Here is a 23885-nt window from a genome sequence, read left to right as displayed (position 1 = left end):
ATGCCTTCTCTCTGGTCGTGCCGGTCACGCGGCCTTGCGGGGACCGCAGCCCTCGGCTTTGAGCACGCGTTTGGTCGAAGCGGGATATTTTTGCAGCATCGCGGCCGGGCGGATCGGCCGTGCCGAAAAATTGCCGCCGCAGTTCGGGCAGACACCGCCAAGCAGGTTTTCCGCGCAATCAGCGCAGAAGGTACATTCGAAGGTGCAGATCAGCGCATCCGTCGCCTCTGGCGGCAGGTCCTTGTCGCAGCATTCGCAGTTCGGCCGCAGTTCGAGCATCTTTTCTCCTCACCGTATCGGTTCGTGCACGGTCACCAGTTTGGTGCCGTCGGGAAACGTTGCCTCGACCTGGACGTCGTGGATCATCTCGGCAATGCCATCCATCACCTGCGCGCGGGTGACGACATGGGCGCCGGCCTCCATCAGTTCGGCGACCGAACGGCCGTCGCGGGCACCCTCGACGACGAAATCGGTGATCAGTGCAATCGCCTCCGGATGGTTGAGCTTGACGCCGCGTTCGAGCCGCTTGCGTGCCACGATCGCCGCCATGGCGATGAGCAGCTTGTCCTTTTCCCTCGGCGTCAGGTTCATGCGTTTTCCCAAACAGGTAGAATCAAGGCGGCAGAATCAAAGTGACCATAATTTGGGCAGACCCGCCCGCCCGTTGAGCAATTCGACAAGCGGAACCAGCCGCTTGCGGAGCTGGTAGCCGTCCTCGGCAAACAGCCTCGCAAGAAGCTTGCCAGATTTTTTCACGCCCCAGGCACTGGCGTCGCCCTCACTGCCGATGATTGCGCGCACCGGATCAAGAAACGCCTCGGCGCGCGGCGAGACCATCAGCACCGTCGTTATCGCAGCGGCGCCGCCGGCGACGGCCGGACGGCCAAGGCTGGCGGCAATGTCCGGTCCGATGCGGAAATCCTCGGCGTGGACGAGCGCACCGTCCTGGCGCACGCGCCAGCGGTCGTGAAAGTCGCCATGCGTCGTACGCTCGCCCATGGCCAGGCGACCGAAGACGGTCGCCTCGAGCAGCAGCGCTTCGGCATCGGCGGCAAGCTCTACGTCGAGCGTGCGGGCGAAGGCCGCCCGATCGAAGACGATGGTTTCCTGCGGCAGCCAGGCGATGCGGCCCCCGGCGCCAACGGTCAGCCTCACCCGCACCTCGGCGCGATCCGATGCCGCGCGATAGATTTTTTCGCAGGCCTGGGTGGTGATCGATGCCGAGGCGCCGGCGCCGACATCCACCTCCCAGTCGAGACGGTCGCCGCCGGTCAGGCCGCCGGCGGTGTTGATCAGCACGGCTTCAAGCGGATCGGCGGCGACGGCCGGCATGCGGATTTTGGCCGAGCCGTCCTGATAGAGACGCCGAAGGCGTGTGCGACCATCGGCCTTGCCGCAGAAAAGCCTGGCTCGCCCCGCAACACGCTGGGCCGCGGGCGCTGAAGTCGAGATAGTTTCCATCATGTCCACACGACCAACGTTAAGCACTCCCGTGGCTTTGTCGATATATAGCTTGTTGCCTCACAACGTTTCGGTTTCTATAGAGGGAGCCACCTTGGAACGGTCACGCAGCGCCTGGCGGGGTATAGGGCGACGACGACGATGTGAATCCGGGGACAAAGGGGCGCTGATCAGTCGGCGTCGGGAAACGATAAAGTTGGGGAAGAAACCGAATGGCTGACCAGCTGGCAACGGACATCATCGAAAAGATCAAGGCTCATGCCGAGCCTGGCGGCGAAGAGATCACCACCAATACCGAATTGACGTCGCTGGGCATCCATTCGCTGGAACTGACGGAGATCATCTTCGATCTCGAAGAACAGTATGGCATCGAGATCGAGATGAACACGGTCGATGCCTGGAGCAATTTGAAGAATGTCGGCGACATGGTCGAGGCAGTTCGCGCGCTGATCGCGAAAAAAGCCTGACCGAATGCTGAAGCGCGTCGTCATCACCGGCATCGGCGGGATCTGCGGGCTCGGCACCGATGCGCCAGCTATCTGGAACGAAATGCGCGCCGGCCGCTCGGCGATCGGCCCGATCGACAATCCGCTGCTGCATGATTTGAAGGTCAAGATCGGCTGCGAGATCAAGGCGCTGCCCGAGCACGGCATCGACCGCAAGCAGCTGGTATCGATGGACCGGTTCAGCCTGCTGGCGGTGATCGCCGCGCGCGAAGCCATGCAGCACTCCGGATTGACCGCGCATGCCGACAACACCTACCGCATGGGCACCATCGTCGGCGTCGGGGTCTGCGGGTTTGAGGCGGTCGAGGAAAACTATCGCGCGATCCTGATCGAGAAGAAGAACCGCGCCGGCATCTTCACGGTGCCGAAAGTGATGCCGGGCGCGGCCTCCGGCCAGGTCAGCATGCATCTTGGCCTGCGCGGGCCGGTGTTTGGCGTCACCTCGGCCTGCTCGTCGGCCAACCATGCGATTGCCTCGGCGGTCGACCAGATCCGGCTCGGCCGCGCCGACGTCATGGTCGCCGGCGGCACCGACGCGCCGCTGGTCTGGGGCGTGCTGAAGGGCTGGGAGGCGCTGCGCGTTCTGTCGCCTGACACATGCCGACCGTTCTCGGCCGATCGCCAGGGCCTGATCCTCGGCGAAGGCGCCGGCATGGCGGTGCTGGAAAGCTACGACCACGCCATGGCGCGCGGCGCCACCATCTTGGCCGAGATCGCCGGCACCGGCCTGTCCGCCGACGCCTCCGACATCGTCGCGCCGACCATCGAAGGGCCGGAAGCGGCGATGCGCTTTTGCCTGGCTGACGCCGGGTTCAATCCGGAAGACGTCGATTATCTCAACGCGCACGGCACCGGCACCAAGGCCAACGACCAGATCGAGACGGCGGCGATCAAGCGCGTCTTCGGCGAGCACGCGCGTAGCCTCTCCATCTCCTCGACCAAGTCGATGCACGCACATTGCCTCGGCGCGTCGGGCGGGCTGGAGATGATCGCCTGCGTCATGGCGATCCGCGAAGGCATCGTGCCGCCGACGGCGAATTTCCGCGAGCCAGACCCCGATTGCGATCTCGACGTGACGCCGAACGTGGCGCGCGAGCGCAAGGTGCGTGTCGCGATCAGCAACGGTTTCGCCTTTGGCGGCACCAATGCGGTGTTGGCCTTCAAGGCGATCTGAGGCCGTTCTGCACCATTTGGCCGGAACTTTCGCCGGCCATATTGATCGGGCCCGGGCCTCCTCCTAATTCTTTGCGACTCGCCCCTTGCGCGCCTGTTCCGCGCCCGATCCCGGAGCCTTCCATGACCGACCTGTCCGCCTTTCCGATCACCAAGCGCTGGCCGGCCAAGCATCCAGACCGCCTCCAGCTCTATTCCGCGACAACCCCCAACGGCGTGAAAATCTCGATTGCTTTGGAGGAGCTCGGCCTGCCCTACGAGGCGCATGCGGTCAACATCGGCAAGAACGAGAGCTGGACGCCGGAATTCCTGTCGCTGAACCCGAATGGCAAGATTCCGGCGATGATCGATCCCAATGGCCCCGGCGGCCAGGCGATCGGCCTGTTCGAATCCGGCGCCATCCTGCTCTATCTCGCCGACAAGACCGGCAAGCTGATGCCTGCCGATCCGATCCGGCGCTACGAGACGATCCAGTGGGTATTCTTCCAGATGGCCTCGATCGGACCGATCTTCGGACAGGTCGGCTTTTTCAACAAATTCGCCGGGCGCGAGATCGCCGACAAGCGGCCGCTGGAGCGCTACCGCGACGAATCGCGGCGGCTGATCGGCGTGCTCGAAACCAGGCTGAAGGGTCGGACATGGATCATGGACGACGACTACACCATCGCCGACATCTCAATGCTCGGCTGGGTGCGCAACCTGATCGGTTTTTACGAGGCGCGCGAACTGGTCGGCTTCGACGATTTCCCGATCGTCGGCGCTTGGCTGGAGCGCGGCCTTGCGCGGCCCGCGGTGCAAAAAGGCCTGACCATCCCAGCGAGGCGCTGAGCGCGGCCGATAAGGAAAAGGCCGGCCCTATTTCGCCTTGGCTTTCGAGCCGCCTCTGCCGATGACGGAAGCAGCGAGCGATGCAGCACCCCTGGCCGTAGCGACAACTGCCCCGGCTGCCGTGCGCATAGCCCTGCCGGCTGCCGATCCGCTGCCGGCGGCGGGCTTTTTCGGCTTAGAGGTCTTGGCCGTCGAGGTCTTGGCCGTCACCTTCGCTGCCACGCCGGGCACCACCTTCTTCGGCGGCGCCTTGCCGAAGGCAGGCTTGGCGTCCTTCGAGCGCTCGGCGATTGCCGGGCCGGCACCCGCTTTTGCCTGCGTTGCCCTGGGTTGAACTGACCTGCCCTTGGCGGGTTTTTTGGTCCTGGTTGCCATCGTATTTTCCCTGATCCAGCTAAATGCCGTGTCGGGCATAACGACCGGAAAGTCTTAAGGTTCCCCGACCAACAATGCTAAAATCCAGCATGATCGCCGATGACAAGATCGGCGGGCTGCCGCCGCGCAAGCACGCGGTCGATGTTGGGCATGTCGTTGGAGGCGATCCAGGCGCGGGCGTCTTCATCGGAGCGGCCATGCTCGTGCCAGCGCACCAGCAGGCGGCGTTCGAGTTCGGCGCGCGGCACGTCGACGAAGATAGTGAAATCGAACAGCGGCGCCAGCCGCGACCACGGCTCTTCGTCGAGCAAGAGATAGTTGCCCTCGACCAGGATGAACTTGGTGCCGGCACCGACGATTGCCGCGGCGGCCCGCGACAGTTCCATGCTGCGGTCGAACACCGGGATGGCGATGTCGGGCTCGCCTGAGCGGATGCGCTTCAATAGCGTTTCGAAGCCGGCAAAGTCGAAGGTTTCCGGCGCGCCTTTTCTTGGCCGAAGGCCGCGCTGGTTGAGCACGATGTCGTCATAGTGGAAACCGTCCATCGGCACGACTTCCGAAGACCCTTCCGGCAGCAGGTCATGCAGGGAGGCCGACAGCGTCGACTTGCCGGCGCCGGGAGGGCCGGCGATGGCGACGACGAAGCGCGGCGCCTTGCCGGCACGCTTGAAGATGGTGGCGGCGAGATGGGCGATTTCGGACATGTGGCATTCCTGGCTGGATGTTCCGCGGGGTAATCGACGCATCTTGGCGGCAGTCGGCGGAAATTTCAAACGCGGCGCTCGCGCCTCAGGCCGGGACGGACCGGCCGATGCGCAGGAAGTCGCCGTCGAAGGCGATCTCCTTCGCCTTGCCGTCGGCCGCGACGATGCGCATCCGGTCGCGCGCGGTTTCGATGTCGCGCGGCGGCTCGCCGCCAGCCAGGGGGACGGCGCCGATGACATGGCGGAACGACACCGAGCGCCCTTCGGCAAGCGCAAAGGCCGTCGCCACGCCTTCACGCTTCAGCCAGTTGTCGCCGAGCGAGGCGGCATGGCCGACGGCGGCGCGGCCGTCCTCGATGCCGAGCACGCCGCGGTGGCGGCCGTTCCACGGTGCGTAGTCGCGCCCGCCATTGCTGAACCACAGCATGGTGATGGGCAGTTCGGCCGGGTTCTTCAGTACCAGCACCAGGTCCTGCTCGGCACGCCGCGCCAGCGCCGTCCAGCCTGGCCCGCCGTGATCGGCCTCGACCAGAGTGAGGAAATCCTCGCGCAGCCGATCGCTGCGATAGTCGCCGAGGTCCGCCGTGCCGCCGCCGGCGGTCGGAAACCGCGACAGGTCGGCTGAACGCGCCGGATAGGCGAGCATGAAGCGGCCGCGCGCCGGATCGGGCTCCAGCGGATCAGCGGGTGTGGCGGCGAAGCGCTTGGGCGAGAAGGCCAGCCTGCCGCCGTCCTTCATCGCCGTCATCGGATGATGGGCGACGGAAATGGCGCCCGCGCCGCCCGAGAAGACATGTTCCTGGTAGAGGAAGGGGTTGCCGTCGCGCAGGGTCAGGACCTTGTCGACGTTGGCACCCATGACCTTGCGGCGCAGCCGGAAGGTGGCGCGCCAACCATCGGCGATGGCGCTGTTTTCGACGACATCCCAGGCGCTATTGGCCGGCCAGCCATGCAGCGGCGCCTCCTCGACATCGCTGCGCGAAAACGGCGCGCAGAGGAAATCGCCTGACAGCCGCACCGTGCCTTCGGGCAGGTTTTCAGGCAGCGTTTCGCGCGGCGCGCCGACCCAGGGCGCGCGATGCAGCGGCTGCAGCCGGCGGCCGTCGATGTCGATCGCCATGTCGGCGAGGTGGCCGACCGCGAGATCGACCGAGACCGAAATGCCCTTTGCGCCGATTGTGAGCGTATCCATGTCCACCTGCCGATTCTACCGGCGCCAGCAAAGCCCGCTCGGGTTGATTGCGCAAGCGTGGCGGCAGGCATTTTGCATCACTACCCTCCCGCTTGTGGGGAGGGTAAGGCGCCCTACTGCCGCTTGTACTCCCTGACTGGCGACTTGGTGCCGTCGGTGTAGGTGACCTGCACCGACATTGACTTCACGCTGTCGGCGACTTTGAAATAGGGCTGGTAGTCGTAGGGGATGGCGTAAGGGTCCTTCTTGTCGCAAGGCGGCATCTTGATCTCCTTGTCGAGCGCGGCACCATTCAGGCCATAGTGCACCTGTTTGATGGCGCAGCGGAACGACAGCATCTGCGAGAAATAGACCAGGCCATGATTGCCGCTGGCATCGAAGGCGATCCACGACGTCCAGAATTGGTCGAGGATCTGCTTCGAGCCTTGCTGAAGGGCGGCGTCGGGATCGAAGCTTATGTCGAACGGGCCGGTCTCGCGTCCGCGGAGATCGAGATACTTTATCCCGATGGTGGTGGCGGCGGTGCTGTCGGGCAGTTCGAAGCTCGGATTGGGCATTGGCTTGCCGGTCCGCTGGTCGTTCATCGCCATGAAGCCGGTGTCGGTGAACGGGCTGCTGCTGCCCAGGCGCCAGGAAATGGCGGTCGCCGGCTCGGGCAGCGAGATGGTCATCGACCAGCCCTGGTTCGACCGCATCGGCGTCAGCGTCGGGGCGAACAGCGCAGGATCGAGCACGTCGCCAAGGGCGGCCAGCCGGCTGCGGCTGCGATCCAGCCAATCGGCAAGCTCTCTCTGGTCGACGAAATATTTGAGCAGCCCGCCATCCTTCTCGTAGGCGACGAATTTGGTCAGCGCCTGGGCTTCGCTGCGCTTGTCGGACAGCGACTGGGACCCGAGGCGATCTTCGGAAAACTCCTGCGCCAGCAGGAAATAGGCCGGGGCGAAGTCGGCATGGACAGCTATGAAGGCGTTGAGCTTGTCGAGGCGCTGGACGTCGTCGAACTGCATGAGATGGACCAGCTTGATCGACAGCGCCTTGCCCTTGTCGGCAAGCGCGCCGAACACCTCACGGGCGCCGGCCTTGCCGTCCTGTACCCGAAGCAGCGTCGCAAACCGGGTGTAGGGATCGACGGCGTCGACATCGAAGCCGGCGAAGGCGAGGTAGGAGCGCCTTGCATTGAGCATGTCGCCCGACAGCTCGTAGACGCGGGCATTGTGGTAATACTCGTCGGGACGCTTGGGATCGGCGATCGCGCCGCCTTGCGCGGCAAGGGCGGCAAACCCCTTGGCGATGGTGTCGGTCGAGGCGGCGATTTGCTCGGTCGTTGCCTGCAGCTTTTCGGCCTGCGCCGCCTGCTGCTGCTGGCCGGCGGCCAGCGTGTCGGTGGTTTGCTTGACCGCTTCGACGGTCTTTTGCGTCTCGGCGCCCTGCGCGGTCTGCTGCTTCCCAGCGGCCGCGATCTCCTCGGTCTTTTTCGCCACGGTGTCCGTCGACTGCTTGACGGCTTCGACCGTCTTCTGCGTCTGCGTGACGGTCTGCTCGATCTTGGCCACCTTCTCGGCGACGATGCCCATCGACTGCTGCAGCTCGGCCACCGCCGGCACCAGGCTGGCAATCACCCCATTTTGCGAATTGGTCTGCTGTTGCAGGCCGTAGACGCCTCCGGCGACCGCCGCCGCACTGGTGGCGAAAATCAGCGCGGGCACGGCCTTGGCCGCGAGCACCAGCTTGAGCACGACGGCAATCGCGATGATGACCGCCGCGACCGCGGCGATCAAAGCGATATAGGCGGCAAACGGCGCCAACGGATTGAGCACGTCGGAAACGGCGCCACTGACGAAGGCGACGCTGCCGGCCCACTTGCCGGTGCGGCCCAGCGATGCCCTGATAAGAGACGGCGCTTTGGCGCCGAGTTCCATTCCACTCGTCATGTCGTTCCCCAAGCCAATGCCGCGCGCATAATAGCAGCGCGACCCCGTGAGCAAAACAGGACAGGAAGCGGGCGATTTCGGGGCGGGCGGGTGTGAGAGGCAGTGGGCGGCAGAGGGAAACCGCCAACTACAGGGGCCGGCGCTGCCCCTTATTGCCCTGCCGGGCATTTCTCCCCGTATAGTGACGGGGAGAAAGGGCTGGCCGCCGCACTAGCGCTGTCTTTGCAACGCTGGCAATTGGCGAAACCCGCTGCCGCAGCGTCCCTCGCCCCGTTTACGGGGAGAGGATGCCGGCAGGCAGGTGAGGGGCAGCGCCAGCCTCTGAAACCTGGGCAAATGCGTCATCACAGGTATTAACCAAATGGACGCGGCAGACGCGTTACGTTAGCTTCGCCGCATCTCAGCAACAGCCGCGTTCAGAACAGTCCAGCCCTTGTCCAACCAGCGTCCCTTCCCGCTCATCCAGAAATTGGTGGCCGTGTTTGCCCTGCTGGTGCTTGTCGCCGGCTGCACCACCGCGCCGCCCGACACCGTGCTGGCGGTGCCGGCGGCGCCGCAAAAATATGCGGCGATCGTCGTCGATGCCAGGACCGGCAAGCAGCTCTTCGAGGTCAACTCGACGGCGCAGCGCTATCCGGCCTCGCTGACCAAGATGATGACGCTCTATCTGCTGTTCGAGGCGCTGGAGAGCGGCCGCGTCAGCAAACAGATGCAGATCCCGGTCTCGGACAATGCCGCCAGGCAGCCGCCGACCAAACTGCGGTTCCGGCGCGGCGAGACCATCGACGTCGATTCTGCGATCCGCGCCATCGTTGTCAAATCGGCCAATGACGTGGCGGTGGCGGTCGGCGAATATCTGGGCGGCAGCGAGGAGCAGTTCGCCGCCATGATGACGGCCAGGGCGCGCCAGCTCGGCATGACCAGCACCAATTTCCGCAACGCGTCGGGCCTGCCCGACGGCGGCCAGGTGACGACGGCGCGTGACATGGCGGTGCTGGGCATGGCGCTGCGCAATCGCTTCCCGCAGCATTTCCACTATTTCTCCGAAAGCGACTTCATGTTCCGCGGGCGGCTGGTGCGCGGCCACAACGACATGCTCGGCCGGGTGCGCGGCGTCGACGGCATCAAGACCGGCTATATCAGGGCCTCCGGCTTCAACATCGTGACCTCCTACAGCGCCGATGGCCGCCAGCTGATCATCGTGGTGATGGGCGCCGACAGCGCCCGCCAGCGCAATGACCATGTCGAGGCGCTTATCCAGCGCAGCTTGTCGCCAACAATCGCCGATGCGAAGACGCGGCTGATGTTCGTGCAGCAGTAGGGCGCGCTCTTCGTGCCTGCCGGCACATTCGGCACGCAGGGCGGCAAAGGGCGCCCTTCTCGCGCGATCGTGAACGCACCGCTGCTGCTCGGCCGCTTCTCCCACTCGACCGGAAAAGGCGGACATGGGATGCGGAATCCGCCCGAACGGTGGATATGCTCCGCCGCCCTGGCGTACCGTCTGGCGCAGCGCGACAGCAGGAGCCCGCACCCATGAGCACCGCCCCCAAGACGCCCGAAAAGAAGCCAGAGAACGACAGCGGCGGCGAATATTTCGAGGCGCCGACTATCGGGGACACCGGTCAGGGTTCGGACGAGCACCTCGAAACACCTGATGTGCCGGACTCCGAGCCGGCCTTGCCCGGAGCATCCCGGGTAAAGCCGAAGAAGAAACCGTCGGCGATCTCAGGTCGGAAATTCCGCAAGCGCGACCTCGTGCGCATCGACGATTTGCGCCCGAGCTTGGCCGACCGGATCCGCTCCGATCACCCGGATCTGCCGACCGGCGCCCGCATCAGCCGCGAGGAGCTTGGCCGCTACCGGATGCGCTACATGGAGGAGCTTCTGCAGCAGGAGCACGGCGAATTCTCCGAGCTGGACCGGCAGGTGGTGGAGAGCATCGCCAGGCAGGACACGATTTCCGAAAACAGCGAAGAGGAGTTCGAGGAGCACCGGACGTTTGCCGACCGCGTCTCCGACAATATGGCGGCCTTCGGCGGCAGCTGGTGGTTCCTGATCTCGTTCGGCAGCGTGCTTTTGGTGTGGATCGGCATCAACCTGCTCGAGGGCACGGTGGGCGCCTTCGATCCCTACCCCTTCATCCTCTTGAACCTTTTGCTCTCCTGCATTGCGGCCATCCAGGCGCCGATCATCATGATGAGCCAGAAGCGGCAGGAGACCAAGGACCGGCTGCGCTCCTTCAACGACTATCGGGTCAACCTGAAGGCCGAGCTCGAAGTGCGGCACCTGCACGAGAAGCTCGACTATCTGATCTCGCGCCAGTGGACGCGGCTGGCCGAAATGCAGCAGATGCAGCTGGACGCCATGCACGAGCTGACCGGCGCTAAGAAGCCGAAGCGGGCGCCGCGCCGGAGGCGGACTGTGAAGAGTGAGGCGGGGGAGTGAGGGCGGCGCGAGCCAGCTTTCATGTTTGTAGGCGCCGACAGGCCGCCCAGCGCAGCGACCATGTCGAGGTGACTGCAGCCTTACGCCGATGGCGGATGCGAAGACGAGGCTGATGTTTGCGGAGCTGCCGTGAGGGGCCGCTGCTCCGTTGCGGGCGGAACCGGGCGCTCGCGATCGGTTGCCCGATGACGGCAATTATGCCATAAATTTGTGCATGGTGCTGATTTGCGCCAGCGACCCGCCGCCGAGGCGGGTTTTTCGTTTCAGGCTAGCGGGCCTTCGGGCTTGGCTTCGCGTTGGACGGCTGTTTTCCCGTTCGATCTGGCTCTCCTTCGGCACATAAATGGCGCACCTGGCTGGATTCGAACCTGTGACCTCTGCGCGAGGAGGCAGCGCACCTCCAATTGCCCGTTGAAGCCCGCCGCTCCTTCCGCTAAGAAGCCGTGGCTGGCCGGTTCACCGGCTGGTTCGTTTTCAAGATCGCCGATCCTGAAGGCACCCGTAGCTCAGCTGGATAGAGCGCTGCCCTCCGAAGGCAGAGGTCACAGGTTCGAATCCTGTCGGGTGCGCCAATAAAATCAAAGACTTAGGTGAAAGTGCCATCTCGTAGAAATTGCCAGTGTCACCAAAGTGTCACTGCAAAAAAGGCAATTTCAGACTGACGGAGGCTTGGTCTAGTTCCCCTTCGCTGACCTGCTGGCAGGACCACGGCCTGCCATTTCGCCCTTGTCGACCAAGCGGCAGCGCGGTGACCCTCAAGGAATCACAATCGATCGAGATGCGCGTCCAGCTGAGCGAGGATTGCGTCGAGTGAAGGCCGGTCCCTGTAGTAGAGGGCGCGGGTTCGCTCATAGGCGTCGGCGTAGATCTGTCGGGTCGCAGGGTCGCTGAGGCGAAAGGCCTCGTTCCGCCGCAGGTTCGGCTCATCCCCGCCTCGGAACCTGCCGATAAAGGCTTTGACACCCTCGTCTTCCAGAAGACAGGAGACGTCGTAGTAGTGGCGCATGAAGTTGACGGGCATCTCTCCGGAAGCCTGCTGCTGCCGGAACTTGGTGGAGAGGGTCTGCAGCTTTTCGACGAAAGTGTAGCCGGGCTCATAGCAGAGAACATCGACGGCGCGGTTGTCGATCAGGTCCGGCACGCCAGATGCGACCGCGCGGTCGTAGGCCCAAGAGGAGATGAGGCAGGCCCGATTGGGCGCGACCCGATCGAATCCCGCCTCCAGCAGAATGCCGGCCTTCAGCCCGGCGGGCAAGGGATTGAGCGCCGGATAGATCAGACGAATTCCAGCGCCGCGCATCCGGCCGGTGGGGTCGTCAAAGGCCTGATCACGCTCGGCGCGCAAAAAGCCGGGTATGTCCAGTCGGGGCCGTCGAAGAATTCCCGGCGCTGTTCGATGTGGACCGGCTTGTCGTGATTTCTACCGATCGGCAGATCGCCTTGCGGATGGATGAGGATGTCGATGTCTTCGGAGAACCGGTGGATCAGGCGATATCCCTTGGACAGCGACGTGCCGCCCTTGAGCTCGAAGCGGAAACCGAACTGCTGCAGGCCCCACAGGGCGTGCATGATCCAGTAGTCCTTCTCGACCAGGCCGGAATCGATCTTCATGTCCGCGGCGACGACCGTGATCAGATCGCTGAAGTCCCCGAGGTCGTGTAGAAGCGGCATACGGATCAGGCCGCTTCCAGCGCCTGGCTCACCAGCCGCCCGGCGCGAACCGAACCGAAATCCCGCGCCGCCTTGGCCAGATAAGCGGGGTTCATGTCGCGGGCGCGCTTGAGGGCGCGAGGCAACACCTCGGCCTTGTTCTCGGCAAGACGATCAAGGTTCTGGAGAAGGTCGACCAGCAACACTTCCTGGGTCAGTTTCGCAGGCACCGAGGGCTTCTTGCGGAAGTCGTAGAAACGGCCGCCGAGCTGAAAGCGTCCATGACGCTTGAGGTTATAGACCACCGGTTCGTTGTAGAGCTGGGTCGTGCCCACCCCCAGGCTGTTATAGGCGCTGGGGGAGACCATCAGAAAGCGATCGTCCTTGAGGAACGTCTCGACCAGTTTCTCCGCAGCAGCCGGAGCCTTGCCGAAACGCGTGCTGCGCGGAGCCATGTACAGTCCGCCCGAAACCTTCTCGAGCCGACCTTCCTCGACAAGCTGACGCAGGTGGCGATCCACAGCCGTGGACCACTTCTCGAGGTCCTTGCGCCGATAGACCTGTCCAGGTCGCAACCGCTTCTTCAGTTCGTTCAATGCGGACATCGTCAAATCCTTCGTCCTCCACTTAGGACGCTGCGCTCCATTTTGCAATGATTTTCGTTTAAAATTCATGCACACGAGCAGGCCACGGGTCCATGTCGATGGGATGAACCTCCTTTGCTTGAACTCGTCCGGCGCGCCAGATTTAGCACTGAACTGGCCATCCGACCTCGACCCAATGCTGCCTTGCTCTATCCGACCCCTGCGGAGAAGTTCGCTGAGTGTGTTGCAGCGATCGGTTGAGCCCGCCGCCCAAGAGCGCCACAATGGTTCGCAAAGCCGCGCTCGATGCGTTGCCGGGATGGTATCGAACGACGACTATCGCCTCTGCTGCCTGGCTTTTGAATGTCCTGACGGCGCGCCGCGGCAAAGTCGGATTCATTGACGACGTCATGGCGGCACATCGAATCCATCGCGACAGCGTGACGCTTCTCTACGGAACCAGACGCATGCTCGCCGACAACCTCGCCGCATTCGAGATGTTACGCCCCTACTTTCCTCAGCAGGAAGAGGCGCTTCTGCGTGCTGAACGCCGGATCCGCCGCAGGCTACGCATGCTGGACCTCAGCCCGCACAGCTATGCCTTTCTTCAGTGGCTCTACAATCGCGTCACTGCGCGGCGCGCCTAGGCTCCTTTCAGGCCGCCAATCCCGCCTCCAATCCCGCCTCCAAGCCCGCCCTCTAGGCTTTCTCCTCCAGCGCGCTATCTCCCCTTTGCTAGCCTTGTTTTCGCTGGTTAGAGATCGGGAGGTTTTGATGGATCGGCGATCATTCTTGACGGCAATGTTTGGTGTTGCGGGAGCCGCGGTCCTTGCCAGCGCGGTTCGGCCTGTCAATGCGGTGGCCGGGGTTCCAAATGTCGGAAACGGCATTCTCGATGAGCTCGACGCGCCGGATACGGAGCCTTTCGACGACGATGGCACGCAGGCGGATCTGGAGCCTGTCTATCATCGCCACTGGCACCGCCGCCAATATCGCCGCCGCAGGCGCCGCGTCTGGAGACGGTACTGCCGCAGCTATTGGCGCTATGGCTACCGGCGCAGGCGGTGTTATCGCCGGCGTGTCTGGGGCTTCTACCGGTTCTAGATCCTTGTCCCATCCCGATTTGATCAGGATGGGACTTTATCCCAGTGCTGGAGCTTGATCTTTTCGGGATCATGCTCAGCAACCGGCTGTGTTGAAACCTCCGGGAGTCGAGGCTGGGGCCAAGGCCCGAGAGGGTGGTTGCTGTCAGTTGGGAACCATGCGCCGCGGCTCGCCGTTGACCCCCCGGAGCCCTTCAGCAAAGGAGAGACAACAATGGCCGACGACCCGAACGAAACCACGGCACCGAGAATGACGCAGCGCGAGGCTCAGGAAGCCCTGGAAAAGCAGGTCGCGCAGCTGAAGCGCGAGATCAACAAGATCAACCGGACGCTGGCCGAGCGGGCCGAAGAGGCGGTCGAAGAGGCCAATGGCTGGTATGACAGTGCCACCGACCGCGCCTCCCGCACCGCGCAGGCGCTGCGCAGCAGGGCACAGTCGGTGACGGGTGTCGTTCACGACAATCCGGGCACGGTGTCGTCCGCCTTCATCCTGGGTGGTGCGGCGGGCCTGTTGCTGGGTCTTGCGCTTAGCGCCAGCGAGCCGCGCAGGGAGCGCTGGTTCTAGGGTCTGTCGGTATTCAGGTGATGCCGGCCTGACCTTAAATCTCAACGGACCCTAGTGTTTGATGGTGCTGAGGATATCGTCGGCCGACTTGGTCCATTTGAAGGGTTTTGGATCGGCATTGACGGCTTCGATGTAAGTTGTGATTGCCGTCTCCAGCTCCTGTGTCGACCTGTGGACGCCGCGCCTGATCTGCTTTTCGGTCAGGTTGGCAAAGAAGCGTTCGACCTGGTTGAGCCATGACGCTGCTGTCGGCGTGAAATGGATATGCCAGCGGGGACGCTTGAGAAAGAAGTTGCGGATGGCGCTGGTCTTGTGGGTGGCATAGTTGTCCATGACGATATGGATATCGAGGTCAGCCGGCACGTTGGCTTCGATCTCGCGCAGGAACGTCAGAAACTCTCGCGCGCGATGGCGCTTGAAGCAGCGACCGATGATCTTGCCGGTGGCGGCATCAAGCGCGGCGAAGAGCGAAAGGGTCCCATGCCGCGTATAATCGTGGCTGCGCCGCTCGATCTGGCCGGGGCGCATCGGCAGACAGGGCTGGGTGCGGTCCAGTGCCTGGATTTGGCTCTTCTCGTCCACGCACAGGACCAGCGCCCGCTCGGGCGGCGCGAGGTAGAGACCGACAATGTCGCGCACCTTCTCCACAAACAGCGCATCGGACGACAGTTTGAAGCTTTCGGCGCGATGCGGCTGAAGGCCAAAGGCCGTCCAGATGCGGTGGATCGTCGAGGGTGCATGGCCAACGGCCTGCGCCATAGACCGCAAACTCCAATGGGTTGCGTCCCGCGGCGTCGTCTCCAGCGTCAACCGGATCGTCTCGGCAATCTCCTCATCGCCGATCTGCCGCGGCGCGCCGGGACGTGGCTCATCGTAAAGGCCATCGAGCCGCTGTTCAGCAAAGCGCCGGCGCCATTTGCCCACTGTGTTGGGCATCGCGCCAAGACGCGCGGCAATCTCCTTGTTCTCGATCCCGTCACTCGCCAGCAGTACTATGTGCGCTCGTCGCGCCAGCCCTTGCGCCGTGCCACGGCGACGAACCAGACCCTCCAGTTCACTCCGCTCCTGCACCGTCAAAACGATCTCTACCGCTGCCTTGCCCATCAATCATGTCCTCCAAGATGGAAAAACATGATCTCATAAATTTGTCGATCAGGACACTAGTGCGGCCTACGACGCCAGCGTCGTGCGTAGCCACGCCGTGATGGTGTCGAAGGCGATGGGTTGCGTGGTGTCGACGTCGAAGAGCGGGCCGCGGCGCAGCGGCTCAGCGCGTTTGGCGAGTTCGCTCAGCTCGGGGATGTAGGCAGCGCCCGGATGGCCGGGGAGGCGCTGGTCGAGCCGGGTGCGATAGCGCTCGGCTAGGATTTCGCCGGGCGCATGGCACCAGATTTCGGCGGTCTCAACGACGCCAGCCCGCTTCAGGTGATCCTCGAGCACCTGGCGCGGCTGGAAGCCGAACCAGGCATCGACGACGAAAATCGATCCCGCCGGGGCCTCGCCGACGAGCGACCAGATGGCTGCGTAGCTGGCGCGGCCGAGCGTGCGGTTGAACTCGCGGTCGGCGCCGCCCAGCAATTCGAGGAACGGGTTCTTGATGGTGTCCAGCGCCAGCAACGGCCAGCCCATGCGCTCCGAAATGCCACGGGAGATCGTGCTTTTGCCCGAAGCGGGAATGCCGTTGACCAGCACGGCGCGCCGGGCGGGCACGGCGGGCCGGACACGGCCCGGCAGGGCGGGTGGCTGAGGTAAGGGCGACGCGTGGGGAGCTCTCGTCTCGGCCGCGAGTGCCTGCAGGCCGGCGCCGATCACGCCGGCGTCGTCGCCGAGCAGTGCCGGCCGCACCGGCGCCTGGTACCAGGGCGCGAGAGCGGGAGCATTGGCGAGCGCCCTGTGCGCCGCTCCGCCCAGTCCGCCACCGAGCAGCACCAGATCCGGGTTGAACATGGCGACCGCCGTATCGATCGCGGCGCGTAGCGGCCGCGCCCAGGCATTCAGTATGCCGCGCGCCGTCCCGTCGCCGGCGGCGTCGCGGGCAAAGAGCTGGTCGATCGTGATCTCCGGGCCGAGACCGGCGCGGGCGATGTGGCGGCCAAGCGCGGTGCCGGAGCTGGTGGTTTCGACGCAGCCGCGCCGGCCACATTTGCAGGTTTCGCCGTTGAGGTCGACGGCGATATGGCCAAGCTGGCCCGCCGTCGCCTTGCCACGCACGATGCGCCGACCTTCAGCCACGGCGCCGCCGATGCCGGTGCCGATGGTGAACATGACGATGCTGTCATGGCCGGCGGCCGCACCCCTGGCCACTTCGGCTGTTAGAGCCATGTTGCAGTCATTGTCGATGGTGACGGGCTTGCCGGTCATGCTTTCCAGCCGCTGCGCCAGCGCGACCGAGGCGAGGTCGACATAGCCTCCCGACAGCACCGTGCCGCGCCGCGCATCGACGCGGCCGGGAACGCCGATGCCGATCGCTGCCACTTCCGGAGTATCGAGCTGGTGCACCATGTCGGCGATGCGGCCGAGCACCAGCTCCGGGTCGGGCGCGCTTTTCTCGGAAATGCGCTTGAGGATTTCACCCGTGGCGGAGATGCGGGCGGCACGCAGATTGGTGCCGCCGATATCGATCCCTATGGCCATCGATTTTTGTCGCATGACGTCTCGTGCTTGTTCGTCCGACTCTGCTCCAAGGTGTGTTGAGATTCAGGTCAGGCCGAGCCGAGAATGGTGGAGAACCGGGACGGAGAGTACTTCAAGTACGTAAGCACCGGAAGCGCAGGAAGCCATCGCTTGCAGGCCGGCCTCACCTGAATATCATCATGCCTAAGCGGCCTTGCGCCGGTAGTTACCTATCACCGCTTGGATCTCGCGCAGTCTCGAGACCGCGATGGTCCTCAGCTTTTCACGCTGGATGTCGCGGTCGAGTGAGATGCAGTCCTTCCACAGCGAGCGGCCGGCAATAACACCCGAGGCGCCATTGCGCATGGCGATCTCGACCTGGCCGAGGAAGGTCGAATGGTTGACGCCGGCCGACAGCACCGCCCATGGCACGTCGCCGGCCAGCCTGGTGATCCTGGCGCAGGCATCGGGTGTGCCGGGATAGGGAAGCTTGAGCACCTTTGCCCCGCACTGCAGCGAAATGCGCGTGCCCTCTTCGATCAGCGAGGGGATTTTGGCGGTGTAGTCTTCGACGCTTTCGCCCTCGAGCTGGTAGGTCAGGAACTCGACGACCAGCAGCAGGTCCTCACTGGCGAAGTCGGCGATGCACTGGTTCAGGATGGCGATGTTGTGCTCGTTCGCTTCGGGCTTGTCGGCCCTCAGATAGACCATGATCTTGCCGCCGGTGCCGCCGAGCTCACGCACGCGGCGCGCGTTGATGCCGGGAACGAGGCGCGACAGCCGATAGCCGTCGGGCGAGACATCGAAGCCCGAAGCGTCGAGGCCGATAAGCAAAGCCGTGTCGCGGTTCAGCACGCCTTCGTCGACCACCCGCGGCACCGCGCAGAGCGGGTCGAGCAGCACGCAGGAGGCCTCGCTGGCGAGGTAGCGCGTGATGTCGGCCTTGGTGTCGCCAAGCATGTCGTTGGTGATCTTGGCCTGCTCATCCGGATCCGACGCCAGCAAGGTGCGCATGCCGCCGCGCTGGTCGCAGGCGATGGCCATCATCGCCCCGTCCTTGCCGCATATCTGCTGGTAGCCGCGCAGCTCCGCGGTGGTCATCCTGGTCATGGTCTTTTATCCGATCCTGGCGCCCTCGGGACGCGATATGGAAGCGAGCCCAAGTTGCGGCTTTGCCAAATTTGAGCGATAACTCCCGTGGTCGGCAGGTCTGTAACACATTGCTGAAAGGAATTGCAAGCTGTCTGTTCCTCCCATCCAGGATGCGACCGCCTCGCGCACGATGCTGCATACGGTCGCCAAGCTGCACTACGAGGCGGAGATGTCGCAGGTCGATATCGCGCGGCGGCTGGGAGTCTCGACCGCCACCATTTCGCGCCTGCTGCAGCGGGCGCGGGCGGAAGGAATCGTGCGCATCGAGGTGCTCGATATCGTGACGCCCGAAGCTGCCACCGCGCAGTTGATCGAGGGGCTTGGGCTGCGCGACGCGGCCGTCGTAGAGACGCCGGCAGCTGGCGTGCTGACGGCGCTGGCAGCACCCCTGGGCGGCCTGCTCAGGCAAGCGGAACTTTCGGCCGGCTCTGTTGTGGCCATCGGCTGGGGGCGCGCGATCCGTGAGGTGATCCGCGCCGGCCTGCCGCGCATTCCAGGCGTGCTCACCGTTGCCGCCACCGGCGGCATGCAGCAGCAGGCGGCGCATTTCCAGATCAACGAATTCGTGCGGCTCGCCGCCGAGGAGTTCGGCGGGACACCGCATTTCATCCATGCGCCCTATCTGCCGTCGACCGAATTGCGCGATGTCTTCCTCGGCGATGCGGCGATCAGCGACAGCGTCGCCCTCTGGGACCGGACCGATGTCGCGATCGTCGGCGTCGGCCTGCCGCATGCCATCAACCCGCCCGAGGCAAGCGCGGCGACGCTCAGCGAGCAGGCGCTGTTCCAGGCGGCCGGAGACGTCCTTCGCCACTATTTCGATGCCGAAGGCACGCTGATCGCCTGGGAAGGGGAAAGCCGGATGATCGCCATGACGCCGGCCCAGCTTCGCGCCGTTCCGCTGGTGATCGGCGTCGCCGCCGGGCCGGAGAAGGCGACGGCCATCATCGGCGCGGCGCGCGCCAAGCTGATCAATGCCCTGATCACCGACACCAAGACGGCGCAGGCCATCCTCGAGGCGCTCCTGCCCGCTAGAGCAATTCCAGGAAAAGTGTGAAACGGTTTCCGTCCGGAATTGCGTCAAAACAAAAGATAGAGCGGTTCTGCGTTTCCGTGAAAACGATGAACCGCTCTAGGCCGGCCATCGAAAACAGCCGTTGTGCCGTCGCCGGGTTGGGGCGATAGTCCCCGTGCGGGGACTCTGCGGAGCAGACAGATGGTGTACGATCTGGAAATCGCTGCGGTTCGGCCCGCCAAAGAGCCGCTTGCAATTTATTTCAGCAAAGTGTTACAACTCTGCGAACCCGGTGCGAATGCGTGCCGGGCGGCGCGGTTTTGTCGACCTTGCGGAGGCGCGGGACAAGACCGCTGACATTACAATGGCCGGTTTCGACTGGCTGAACTGACGACAGGGGCGCTTGGGAGGAAAGCCGCCCGCAACAGCCAGGCATGCGAAATCCGTTTTTCGGCCGACGCCATGGTCGCGATCCGAGATCGACGGCCATTCCAATGTCCACAGCATATCTGCCAACACCATGAGGAGGAATTCATGAAGAAGATCGTTGCCGCGCTCGCGGCGCTCGCCATCTCGGCATCGGCGCTGGTCGCGCCTGCGTCGGCGCAGGACAAGAAGTACACCATTGCACTCATTCCTGGCCTGACCACCGACGGCTTCTACATCACCATGCGCAAGGGCGCCCAGGCAGCTGCCGATGCGCTCGGCGTCAACCTGGTTTTCCAGGGCGCCCCGGATTTTAATCCCGTGACGCAGGTGCCCGTGCTTGACGCGGTCATCGCCAAGAAGCCGGACGCGATCCTGATCGCGCCGACCGACAAGGTCCAGCTGGTCGAGCCGCTGCGCAAGGCCAGCGATGCCGGCATCCCAGTGATCACCGTCGACACTTTCATCGGCAGCGGCGTCTACCAGACCGGCGCCGGCGACGCTGATTTCCCGCTTTCCTACATCGCGTCGGACAACATCCTCGGCGGCGAGATTGCCGCGCGGGCACTGGCCACTGCCATAGGCGACAAGGGCAAGGTCTACGTTTCAAACGTGAAGCCTGGCATTTCGACCACTGACCAGCGTGAAGAGGGCTTCAAGAAAGAGATGGCGGCCAACCATCCCGGCATCACCGTTCTCGAAACGCAGTTCAACGACAATGACGCCAATAAGGCCGCCTCGCAGCTGCAGGCTGTGTTCGCGCGCAATCCCGATCTCGTTGGCGTGTTCGGCGCCAACCTTTTCTCCGCGCTCGGCGCGGCGAATGGCGTCCAGCAAGCTGGGCAGACTGGCACCGTCAAGGTCGTGGCGTTCGACGCACCGACCAGCATCGTCGACAACATCAATACCGGCCTGGTCGACGTGGCTATAGCCCAGCATCCCGCCGAGATCGGCTATTTTGGCGTCGTTTCAGCCTATGCCCATCTGACCGGCCATTCGATCCCGGTTGCGATCGGCACCGGCTTCACGATCATGGACAAGTCGAATATCGCCGACCCGAACATCTCGAAGTATCTCTACTCCGAGTGAGTCCTGACCTGCCCGGTCTCCTTCCGGCTTGCCGGAGGGGACTGGGTCCTGGGACTGTTTGAAGAAGGCCGCGCCGCGGATCGGAACCATTCATGACCACAACATCATCAACCGGCGAAACGCATGTTGCCCCCCAGGCGGACCACGGTGATCCCGCAAGAAGCCTGATCGCACGTATCGCCGATGGACGTGCCTGGCTGTTCCTTGCCGGCCTGATCATCTGTTTCGAGGTCTGGTCGCGGCTCGCCTTCGGCGCCACCTTCGTGCTCAACCCGTTCAACCTGCAGTCCATCGCGATCTTTGCCGTGGCACCGCTGCTCTTGGCGACCGGCCAGACATTCGTCATCATTTCGGGAGGCATCGACCTCTCGCTCGGCTTCATCATGGGCCTTGCAGCCGTCGTCGCCGCCCATGCCACGAACATGGCGGGAGCCGCAATCCCGCTGCCCCTGGCAATGCTGGCAGGTATTCTGGCTGCCGTGCTTGTCGCCGGCGTGCCGGGTATCATCAACGGCCTGCTGATCTCGCGGCTGAGAATTCCGCCCTTCATCGGCACGCTCGGCATGTTCGGCGTGGCGCGCGGTGCTGCCTATCTCCTTGCCGGCGGCACGACTGTGCCGGTGCAGAATTCCTGGTTCGCGCTGCTCGGCAACGGCAAGTTCCACGGCGTGCCCTACCTTGTCATGATCACCGCCGTCTTTGTCGTGGTGATGCATTACATCCTGAGCCAGACCCGGTTCGGCCAGCACAATTACGCCATCGGCGCCAATGTGCAGGCGGCGCGGCGCGCCGGCATCGACATCAAGGATCACATCCTTCGCCTCTACGTGCTGTCGGCGATGTGCGCCGGCCTCGGCGGCGCGCTCTATGCCGCGCGCTTCACCGCGGGCGCGGCGCAGGCCGGCGAGCCATTGCTGCTCGACAGTGTCGCGGCCGTCGTCATCGGCGGCGCCAGCCTGTTCGGCGGCTCCGGCACCATATTCGGCACGGTCGCCGGCGCCCTGGTGATCGCGGTCATCCAGTACGGGCTGGTCTTCGTCAATGTCGAGCCGTTCTGGCAGTTCATCGCCGTCGGCCTCGTCATCATCATTTCCGTCCTTATCGACCAGGCGCAACGCCGGTTCAGTGGAGCCCGCCAGGATGAATAACCAGGAACAGACCCCGCTGCTGGAGGTCCGCAACCTTTCCAAGCATTTTGGAGCCGTCCGCGCCTTGAACGATTTCTCCATGGTCGTGCGGCCGGGTGAAGTGGTGGCGCTGGCCGGCGACAACGGCGCCGGCAAAACGACGCTGATCAAGGCGATATCGGGCGTCTTCCAGCCGACCGGCGGCGAGATCCTGCTCAGGGGTCAGCCGGTGAGCTTTTCGACGCCGCAGGAGGCGCGCGAGAAGGGTATCGAGACCATCTACCAGGACCTGGCGCTGGCCGACAATCTGTCGATCGGCGCCAACATCTTCCTTGGCCGCGAACCAATGCGAAAGGCCTTCGGCTTCCTGCCGGTGCTCGACCGCAAGGCGATGGCGGTTGCCGCCAAGCAGACCATGGGACGGCTGGATTTCCATGTCAGCCGGCTCGATGCCCCGGTCAGCAATTTCTCCGGCGGCCAAAGGCAGGCCGTCGCCATCGGCCGCGCCGTCTATTGGGACGCGCAGATCCTGATCATGGACGAGCCGACCGCGGCCCTCGGCGTGCCCGAGCAGCGCAAGGTCATTTCGCTGATCCACCAGCTCAAGGCGCAAGGCCGTGGCGTGATCTTCATCTCGCACAATCTGCAAGACATCTTCGCCGTATCCGACCGCATCGTCGTGCTCAGGCGCGGTATCCAGGCCGGCGAGCGCAAGATCTCGGAGACCAACCACGACGAAGTCGTCAAGCTGATGGTTGGTGGGTAGGCGAAGGGCTGGTTTCGAACCGGGCCGCCTCGCGGTCCTGCCACCGCATTATGCCGAGAGGGCGTCGAATACCGCCTTCGTTTCGGCGACAAGCGTGCGCATCAACTGCCCAGCCGGAAGCTCTTTGTTCAGCGCGGCTGCTTGCCCGTAAAGGTGAAGATCGAAATCTCCATTCCCCTTTGCGTGCCCGGCATCGCCGAGCGGCGCGCTGAGCGCATACATTTGCGGGAAATCCGGCAGGCGCGTTCGGCTCTCTTCCATCTCCAGGGCGTAGCGCGAGCGCTTCGCCCGTGCCGCACGGCCGGAAAAGGCATCGCTGACGATTGTATCCATGTCGGTCGCGGAGCGGATCAGGGCGCGGCGCGGCGCATCCGTGCCGGCCTCGTCGCAGGACAGAAAACCGGTGCCGATCTGCACGCCGCTGGCGCCAAGGGCAAAGGCGGCCGCTATGCCTCGGCCGTCGGCTATGCCTCCCGCGGCAATGACCGGGAGATCGATGGCATCCACGATTTGGGGAACCAGCGCCATCGTCCCTACACCGTCTCCGGGATGGGTCGGGACGTGAGAGCCGCGATGCCCGCCCGCCTCCCATCCCTGGGCGATGACGGCGTCGATGCCGGCTTCGCCGAGCTTGCGCGCCTCGGCGACGTTCGTCGCGGTGCTGATGATCACGATCCCGGCCTGCTTCAGTCTGGCAATCGCGGCAGCCTCCGGAATGCCAAAGTGGAAACTGACGACGGGCGGGTGAACCTCCAGCACGAAATCGAGCCTGGCGTCGTCGAAGCCCGGTCCCAGCGATGGCAGCCTTGCCGGCGGCGCGCCGAGGGACAGCTCCGCGTAGTAGGGCCGCAACCTGTCAATGGTCTGCGCCAGGACCGCATCGCTCGTGTGGGGTTGCGGATGAGCGAAGAAATTGAGGTTGAACGGATGATTAGTCCCCGCTCTGACCTTGCGAACCGCTTCACGCAGACCATCCGGCAGCATCGATGCGCAGCCGAGCGATCCCAACCCGCCGGCATTGCTCGCTGCCGCGGCGAGCTCCGGCGTCGCCGAACCAGCCATTGGGGCCTGAATGATCGGATGCTCGATCTTCAGCAGATCGCATAAACGACGGTTCGGCCACATGAGCGTCTTTCCAGTACCCAAGGGGGGATCGCACGCGATCCCAGCATAGGCCTTG

General features: G+C 64.2%; 26 protein-coding genes and 1 tRNA gene. 13 read left to right on the top strand and 14 right to left on the bottom strand.

Annotated features, from left to right (window positions below; translation table 11 throughout):
• Positions 1-24: 24 nt before the first annotated feature.
• From D3227_RS00685 to D3227_RS00675, 3 genes are read right to left on the bottom strand one after another with little or no spacing between them, the layout of a single operon-like run.
• The gene (locus D3227_RS00685) at positions 25-279 is read right to left on the bottom strand and encodes a DUF1272 domain-containing protein (protein ID WP_120011766.1); all 255 of its coding nucleotides are present in this window, start codon (positions 277-279) and stop codon (positions 25-27) included.
• A 9-nt stretch (positions 280-288) separates the two neighbouring features.
• Positions 289-591 carry an urease subunit gamma gene (locus tag D3227_RS00680; protein WP_059188709.1) on the bottom strand — a complete coding sequence of 101 codons (303 nt, stop codon included), beginning with the start codon at positions 589-591 and terminating at the stop codon, positions 289-291.
• A 36-nt stretch (positions 592-627) separates the two neighbouring features.
• The gene (locus D3227_RS00675; protein ID WP_167480553.1) at positions 628-1464 is read right to left on the bottom strand and encodes an urease accessory protein UreD; all 837 of its coding nucleotides are present in this window, start codon (positions 1462-1464) and stop codon (positions 628-630) included.
• A 209-nt stretch (positions 1465-1673) separates the two neighbouring features.
• On the opposite strand from D3227_RS00675, the gene D3227_RS00670 reads away from it, so the two are divergent.
• The 3 genes from D3227_RS00670 (at position 1674) to D3227_RS00660 (ending at position 3968) form a co-directional block, all read left to right on the top strand.
• The gene (locus D3227_RS00670; RefSeq protein ID WP_115141430.1) at positions 1674-1928 is read left to right on the top strand and encodes an acyl carrier protein; all 255 of its coding nucleotides are present in this window, start codon (positions 1674-1676) and stop codon (positions 1926-1928) included.
• A gap of 4 nt (positions 1929-1932) precedes the next feature.
• Positions 1933-3141 carry a beta-ketoacyl-[acyl-carrier-protein] synthase family protein gene (locus tag D3227_RS00665; RefSeq protein WP_120011765.1) on the top strand — a complete coding sequence of 403 codons (1209 nt, stop codon included), beginning with the start codon at positions 1933-1935 and terminating at the stop codon, positions 3139-3141.
• Between the two features lie 122 nt (positions 3142-3263).
• Positions 3264-3968, top strand: a complete 705-nt coding sequence (locus tag D3227_RS00660) for a glutathione S-transferase family protein (RefSeq protein WP_120011764.1) — start codon at positions 3264-3266, stop codon at positions 3966-3968.
• 27 nt (positions 3969-3995) lie between these two features.
• On the opposite strand, the gene D3227_RS00655 is transcribed toward D3227_RS00660, so the two are convergent.
• The 4 genes from D3227_RS00655 to D3227_RS00640 form a co-directional block, all read right to left on the bottom strand.
• The gene (locus tag D3227_RS00655; RefSeq protein WP_120012177.1) at positions 3996-4343 is read right to left on the bottom strand and encodes a hypothetical protein; all 348 of its coding nucleotides are present in this window, start codon (positions 4341-4343) and stop codon (positions 3996-3998) included.
• A 77-nt stretch (positions 4344-4420) separates the two neighbouring features.
• Positions 4421-5047, bottom strand: coding sequence for a nucleoside triphosphate hydrolase (locus tag D3227_RS00650; protein WP_120011763.1), 627 nt, complete (start codon positions 5045-5047; stop codon positions 4421-4423).
• An 85-nt stretch (positions 5048-5132) separates the two neighbouring features.
• Positions 5133-6239, bottom strand: a complete 1107-nt coding sequence (locus D3227_RS00645; RefSeq protein ID WP_120011762.1) for a hypothetical protein — start codon at positions 6237-6239, stop codon at positions 5133-5135.
• 113 nt (positions 6240-6352) lie between these two features.
• On the bottom strand, positions 6353-8170 hold the full coding sequence (locus tag D3227_RS00640) for a methyl-accepting chemotaxis protein (RefSeq protein ID WP_120011761.1): 1818 nt from the start codon (positions 8168-8170) through the stop codon (positions 6353-6355).
• 433 nt (positions 8171-8603) lie between these two features.
• Between D3227_RS00640 and D3227_RS00635 the strand changes: the two genes are divergently transcribed.
• From D3227_RS00635 to D3227_RS00625, 3 genes are all read left to right on the top strand, one after another.
• A complete protein-coding gene (locus tag D3227_RS00635; protein ID WP_120011760.1) occupies positions 8604-9491 on the top strand; it encodes a D-alanyl-D-alanine carboxypeptidase family protein in 888 nt (295 codons plus the stop codon).
• A gap of 212 nt (positions 9492-9703) precedes the next feature.
• On the top strand, positions 9704-10615 hold the full coding sequence (locus D3227_RS00630; RefSeq protein WP_120011759.1) for a DUF1003 domain-containing protein: 912 nt from the start codon (positions 9704-9706) through the stop codon (positions 10613-10615).
• A gap of 495 nt (positions 10616-11110) precedes the next feature.
• Positions 11111-11187: transfer RNA gene (locus tag D3227_RS00625), tRNA-Arg, on the top strand.
• 191 nt (positions 11188-11378) lie between these two features.
• Here D3227_RS00625 and D3227_RS00620 read toward each other — a convergent pair.
• The 3 genes from D3227_RS00620 to D3227_RS00615 are packed head-to-tail and all read right to left on the bottom strand — an operon-like array spanning position 11379 to position 12870.
• Positions 11379-11960: a nucleotidyl transferase AbiEii/AbiGii toxin family protein gene (locus D3227_RS00620; RefSeq protein WP_281034887.1), complete on the bottom strand. Its 582-nt coding sequence runs from the start codon at positions 11958-11960 to the stop codon at positions 11379-11381.
• A complete protein-coding gene (locus tag D3227_RS43670) occupies positions 11891-12286 on the bottom strand; it encodes a nucleotidyl transferase AbiEii/AbiGii toxin family protein (RefSeq protein WP_281034886.1) in 396 nt (131 codons plus the stop codon). Before D3227_RS43670 ends, D3227_RS00620 begins: the two co-directional genes overlap by 70 nt.
• 5 nt (positions 12287-12291) lie before the next feature.
• A complete protein-coding gene (locus D3227_RS00615; protein WP_120011758.1) occupies positions 12292-12870 on the bottom strand; it encodes a hypothetical protein in 579 nt (192 codons plus the stop codon).
• Positions 12871-13133: 263 nt separating this feature from the next.
• Here D3227_RS00615 and D3227_RS00610 point away from each other — a divergent pair, with 263 nt between their 5' ends.
• The 3 genes from D3227_RS00610 to D3227_RS00600 all read left to right on the top strand — a co-directional run bounded on the left by D3227_RS00610 (position 13134) and on the right by D3227_RS00600 (position 14517).
• Positions 13134-13496, top strand: coding sequence for a hypothetical protein (locus D3227_RS00610; protein ID WP_120011757.1), 363 nt, complete (start codon positions 13134-13136; stop codon positions 13494-13496).
• Positions 13497-13623: 127 nt separating this feature from the next.
• A complete protein-coding gene (locus tag D3227_RS00605) occupies positions 13624-13953 on the top strand; it encodes a protamine-2 (modular protein) (protein WP_120011756.1) in 330 nt (109 codons plus the stop codon).
• Positions 13954-14166: 213 nt separating this feature from the next.
• Positions 14167-14517, top strand: coding sequence for a hypothetical protein (locus D3227_RS00600; protein WP_120011755.1), 351 nt, complete (start codon positions 14167-14169; stop codon positions 14515-14517).
• A 51-nt stretch (positions 14518-14568) separates the two neighbouring features.
• Here D3227_RS00600 and D3227_RS00595 read toward each other — a convergent pair whose 3' ends face one another.
• The 3 genes from D3227_RS00595 to D3227_RS00585 all read right to left on the bottom strand — a co-directional run bounded on the left by D3227_RS00595 (position 14569) and on the right by D3227_RS00585 (position 18240).
• The gene (locus D3227_RS00595) at positions 14569-15621 is read right to left on the bottom strand and encodes an IS630 family transposase (protein ID WP_120011754.1); all 1053 of its coding nucleotides are present in this window, start codon (positions 15619-15621) and stop codon (positions 14569-14571) included.
• A 66-nt stretch (positions 15622-15687) separates the two neighbouring features.
• Positions 15688-17166 carry an ROK family protein gene (locus D3227_RS00590; protein ID WP_245451606.1) on the bottom strand — a complete coding sequence of 493 codons (1479 nt, stop codon included), beginning with the start codon at positions 17164-17166 and terminating at the stop codon, positions 15688-15690.
• A gap of 168 nt (positions 17167-17334) precedes the next feature.
• Positions 17335-18240, bottom strand: coding sequence for a tagatose-bisphosphate aldolase (locus D3227_RS00585; RefSeq protein WP_120011753.1), 906 nt, complete (start codon positions 18238-18240; stop codon positions 17335-17337).
• A gap of 172 nt (positions 18241-18412) precedes the next feature.
• Here D3227_RS00585 and D3227_RS00580 point away from each other — a divergent pair, with 172 nt between their 5' ends.
• The 4 genes from D3227_RS00580 (at position 18413) to D3227_RS00565 (ending at position 22705) form a co-directional block, all read left to right on the top strand.
• Positions 18413-19339 (top strand): sugar-binding transcriptional regulator, encoded by a 927-nt coding sequence (locus D3227_RS00580; RefSeq protein ID WP_120011752.1) that lies wholly within the window; start codon positions 18413-18415, stop codon positions 19337-19339.
• Between the two features lie 492 nt (positions 19340-19831).
• Positions 19832-20812: an ABC transporter substrate-binding protein gene (locus D3227_RS00575; protein WP_120011751.1), complete on the top strand. Its 981-nt coding sequence runs from the start codon at positions 19832-19834 to the stop codon at positions 20810-20812.
• A gap of 92 nt (positions 20813-20904) precedes the next feature.
• Positions 20905-21960, top strand: coding sequence for an ABC transporter permease subunit (locus D3227_RS00570; protein WP_120011750.1), 1056 nt, complete (start codon positions 20905-20907; stop codon positions 21958-21960).
• The gene (locus D3227_RS00565; RefSeq protein ID WP_120012173.1) at positions 21953-22705 is read left to right on the top strand and encodes an ATP-binding cassette domain-containing protein; all 753 of its coding nucleotides are present in this window, start codon (positions 21953-21955) and stop codon (positions 22703-22705) included. Before D3227_RS00570 ends, D3227_RS00565 begins: the two co-directional genes overlap by 8 nt.
• Before the next feature lie 48 nt (positions 22706-22753).
• Here D3227_RS00565 and D3227_RS00560 read toward each other — a convergent pair whose 3' ends face one another.
• A complete protein-coding gene (locus tag D3227_RS00560) occupies positions 22754-23830 on the bottom strand; it encodes an NAD(P)H-dependent flavin oxidoreductase (protein WP_120011749.1) in 1077 nt (358 codons plus the stop codon).
• Between the last annotated feature and the right edge of the window lie 55 nt (positions 23831-23885).

Origin of the sequence: Mesorhizobium waimense, from assembly GCF_003601975.1 — a bacterium.
Lineage (GTDB): Bacteria > Pseudomonadota > Alphaproteobacteria > Rhizobiales > Rhizobiaceae > Mesorhizobium > Mesorhizobium waimense.
The sequence above is the reverse complement of the archived record's forward strand: the minus strand, read 5'-3'. Positions and strand labels throughout refer to the sequence as shown.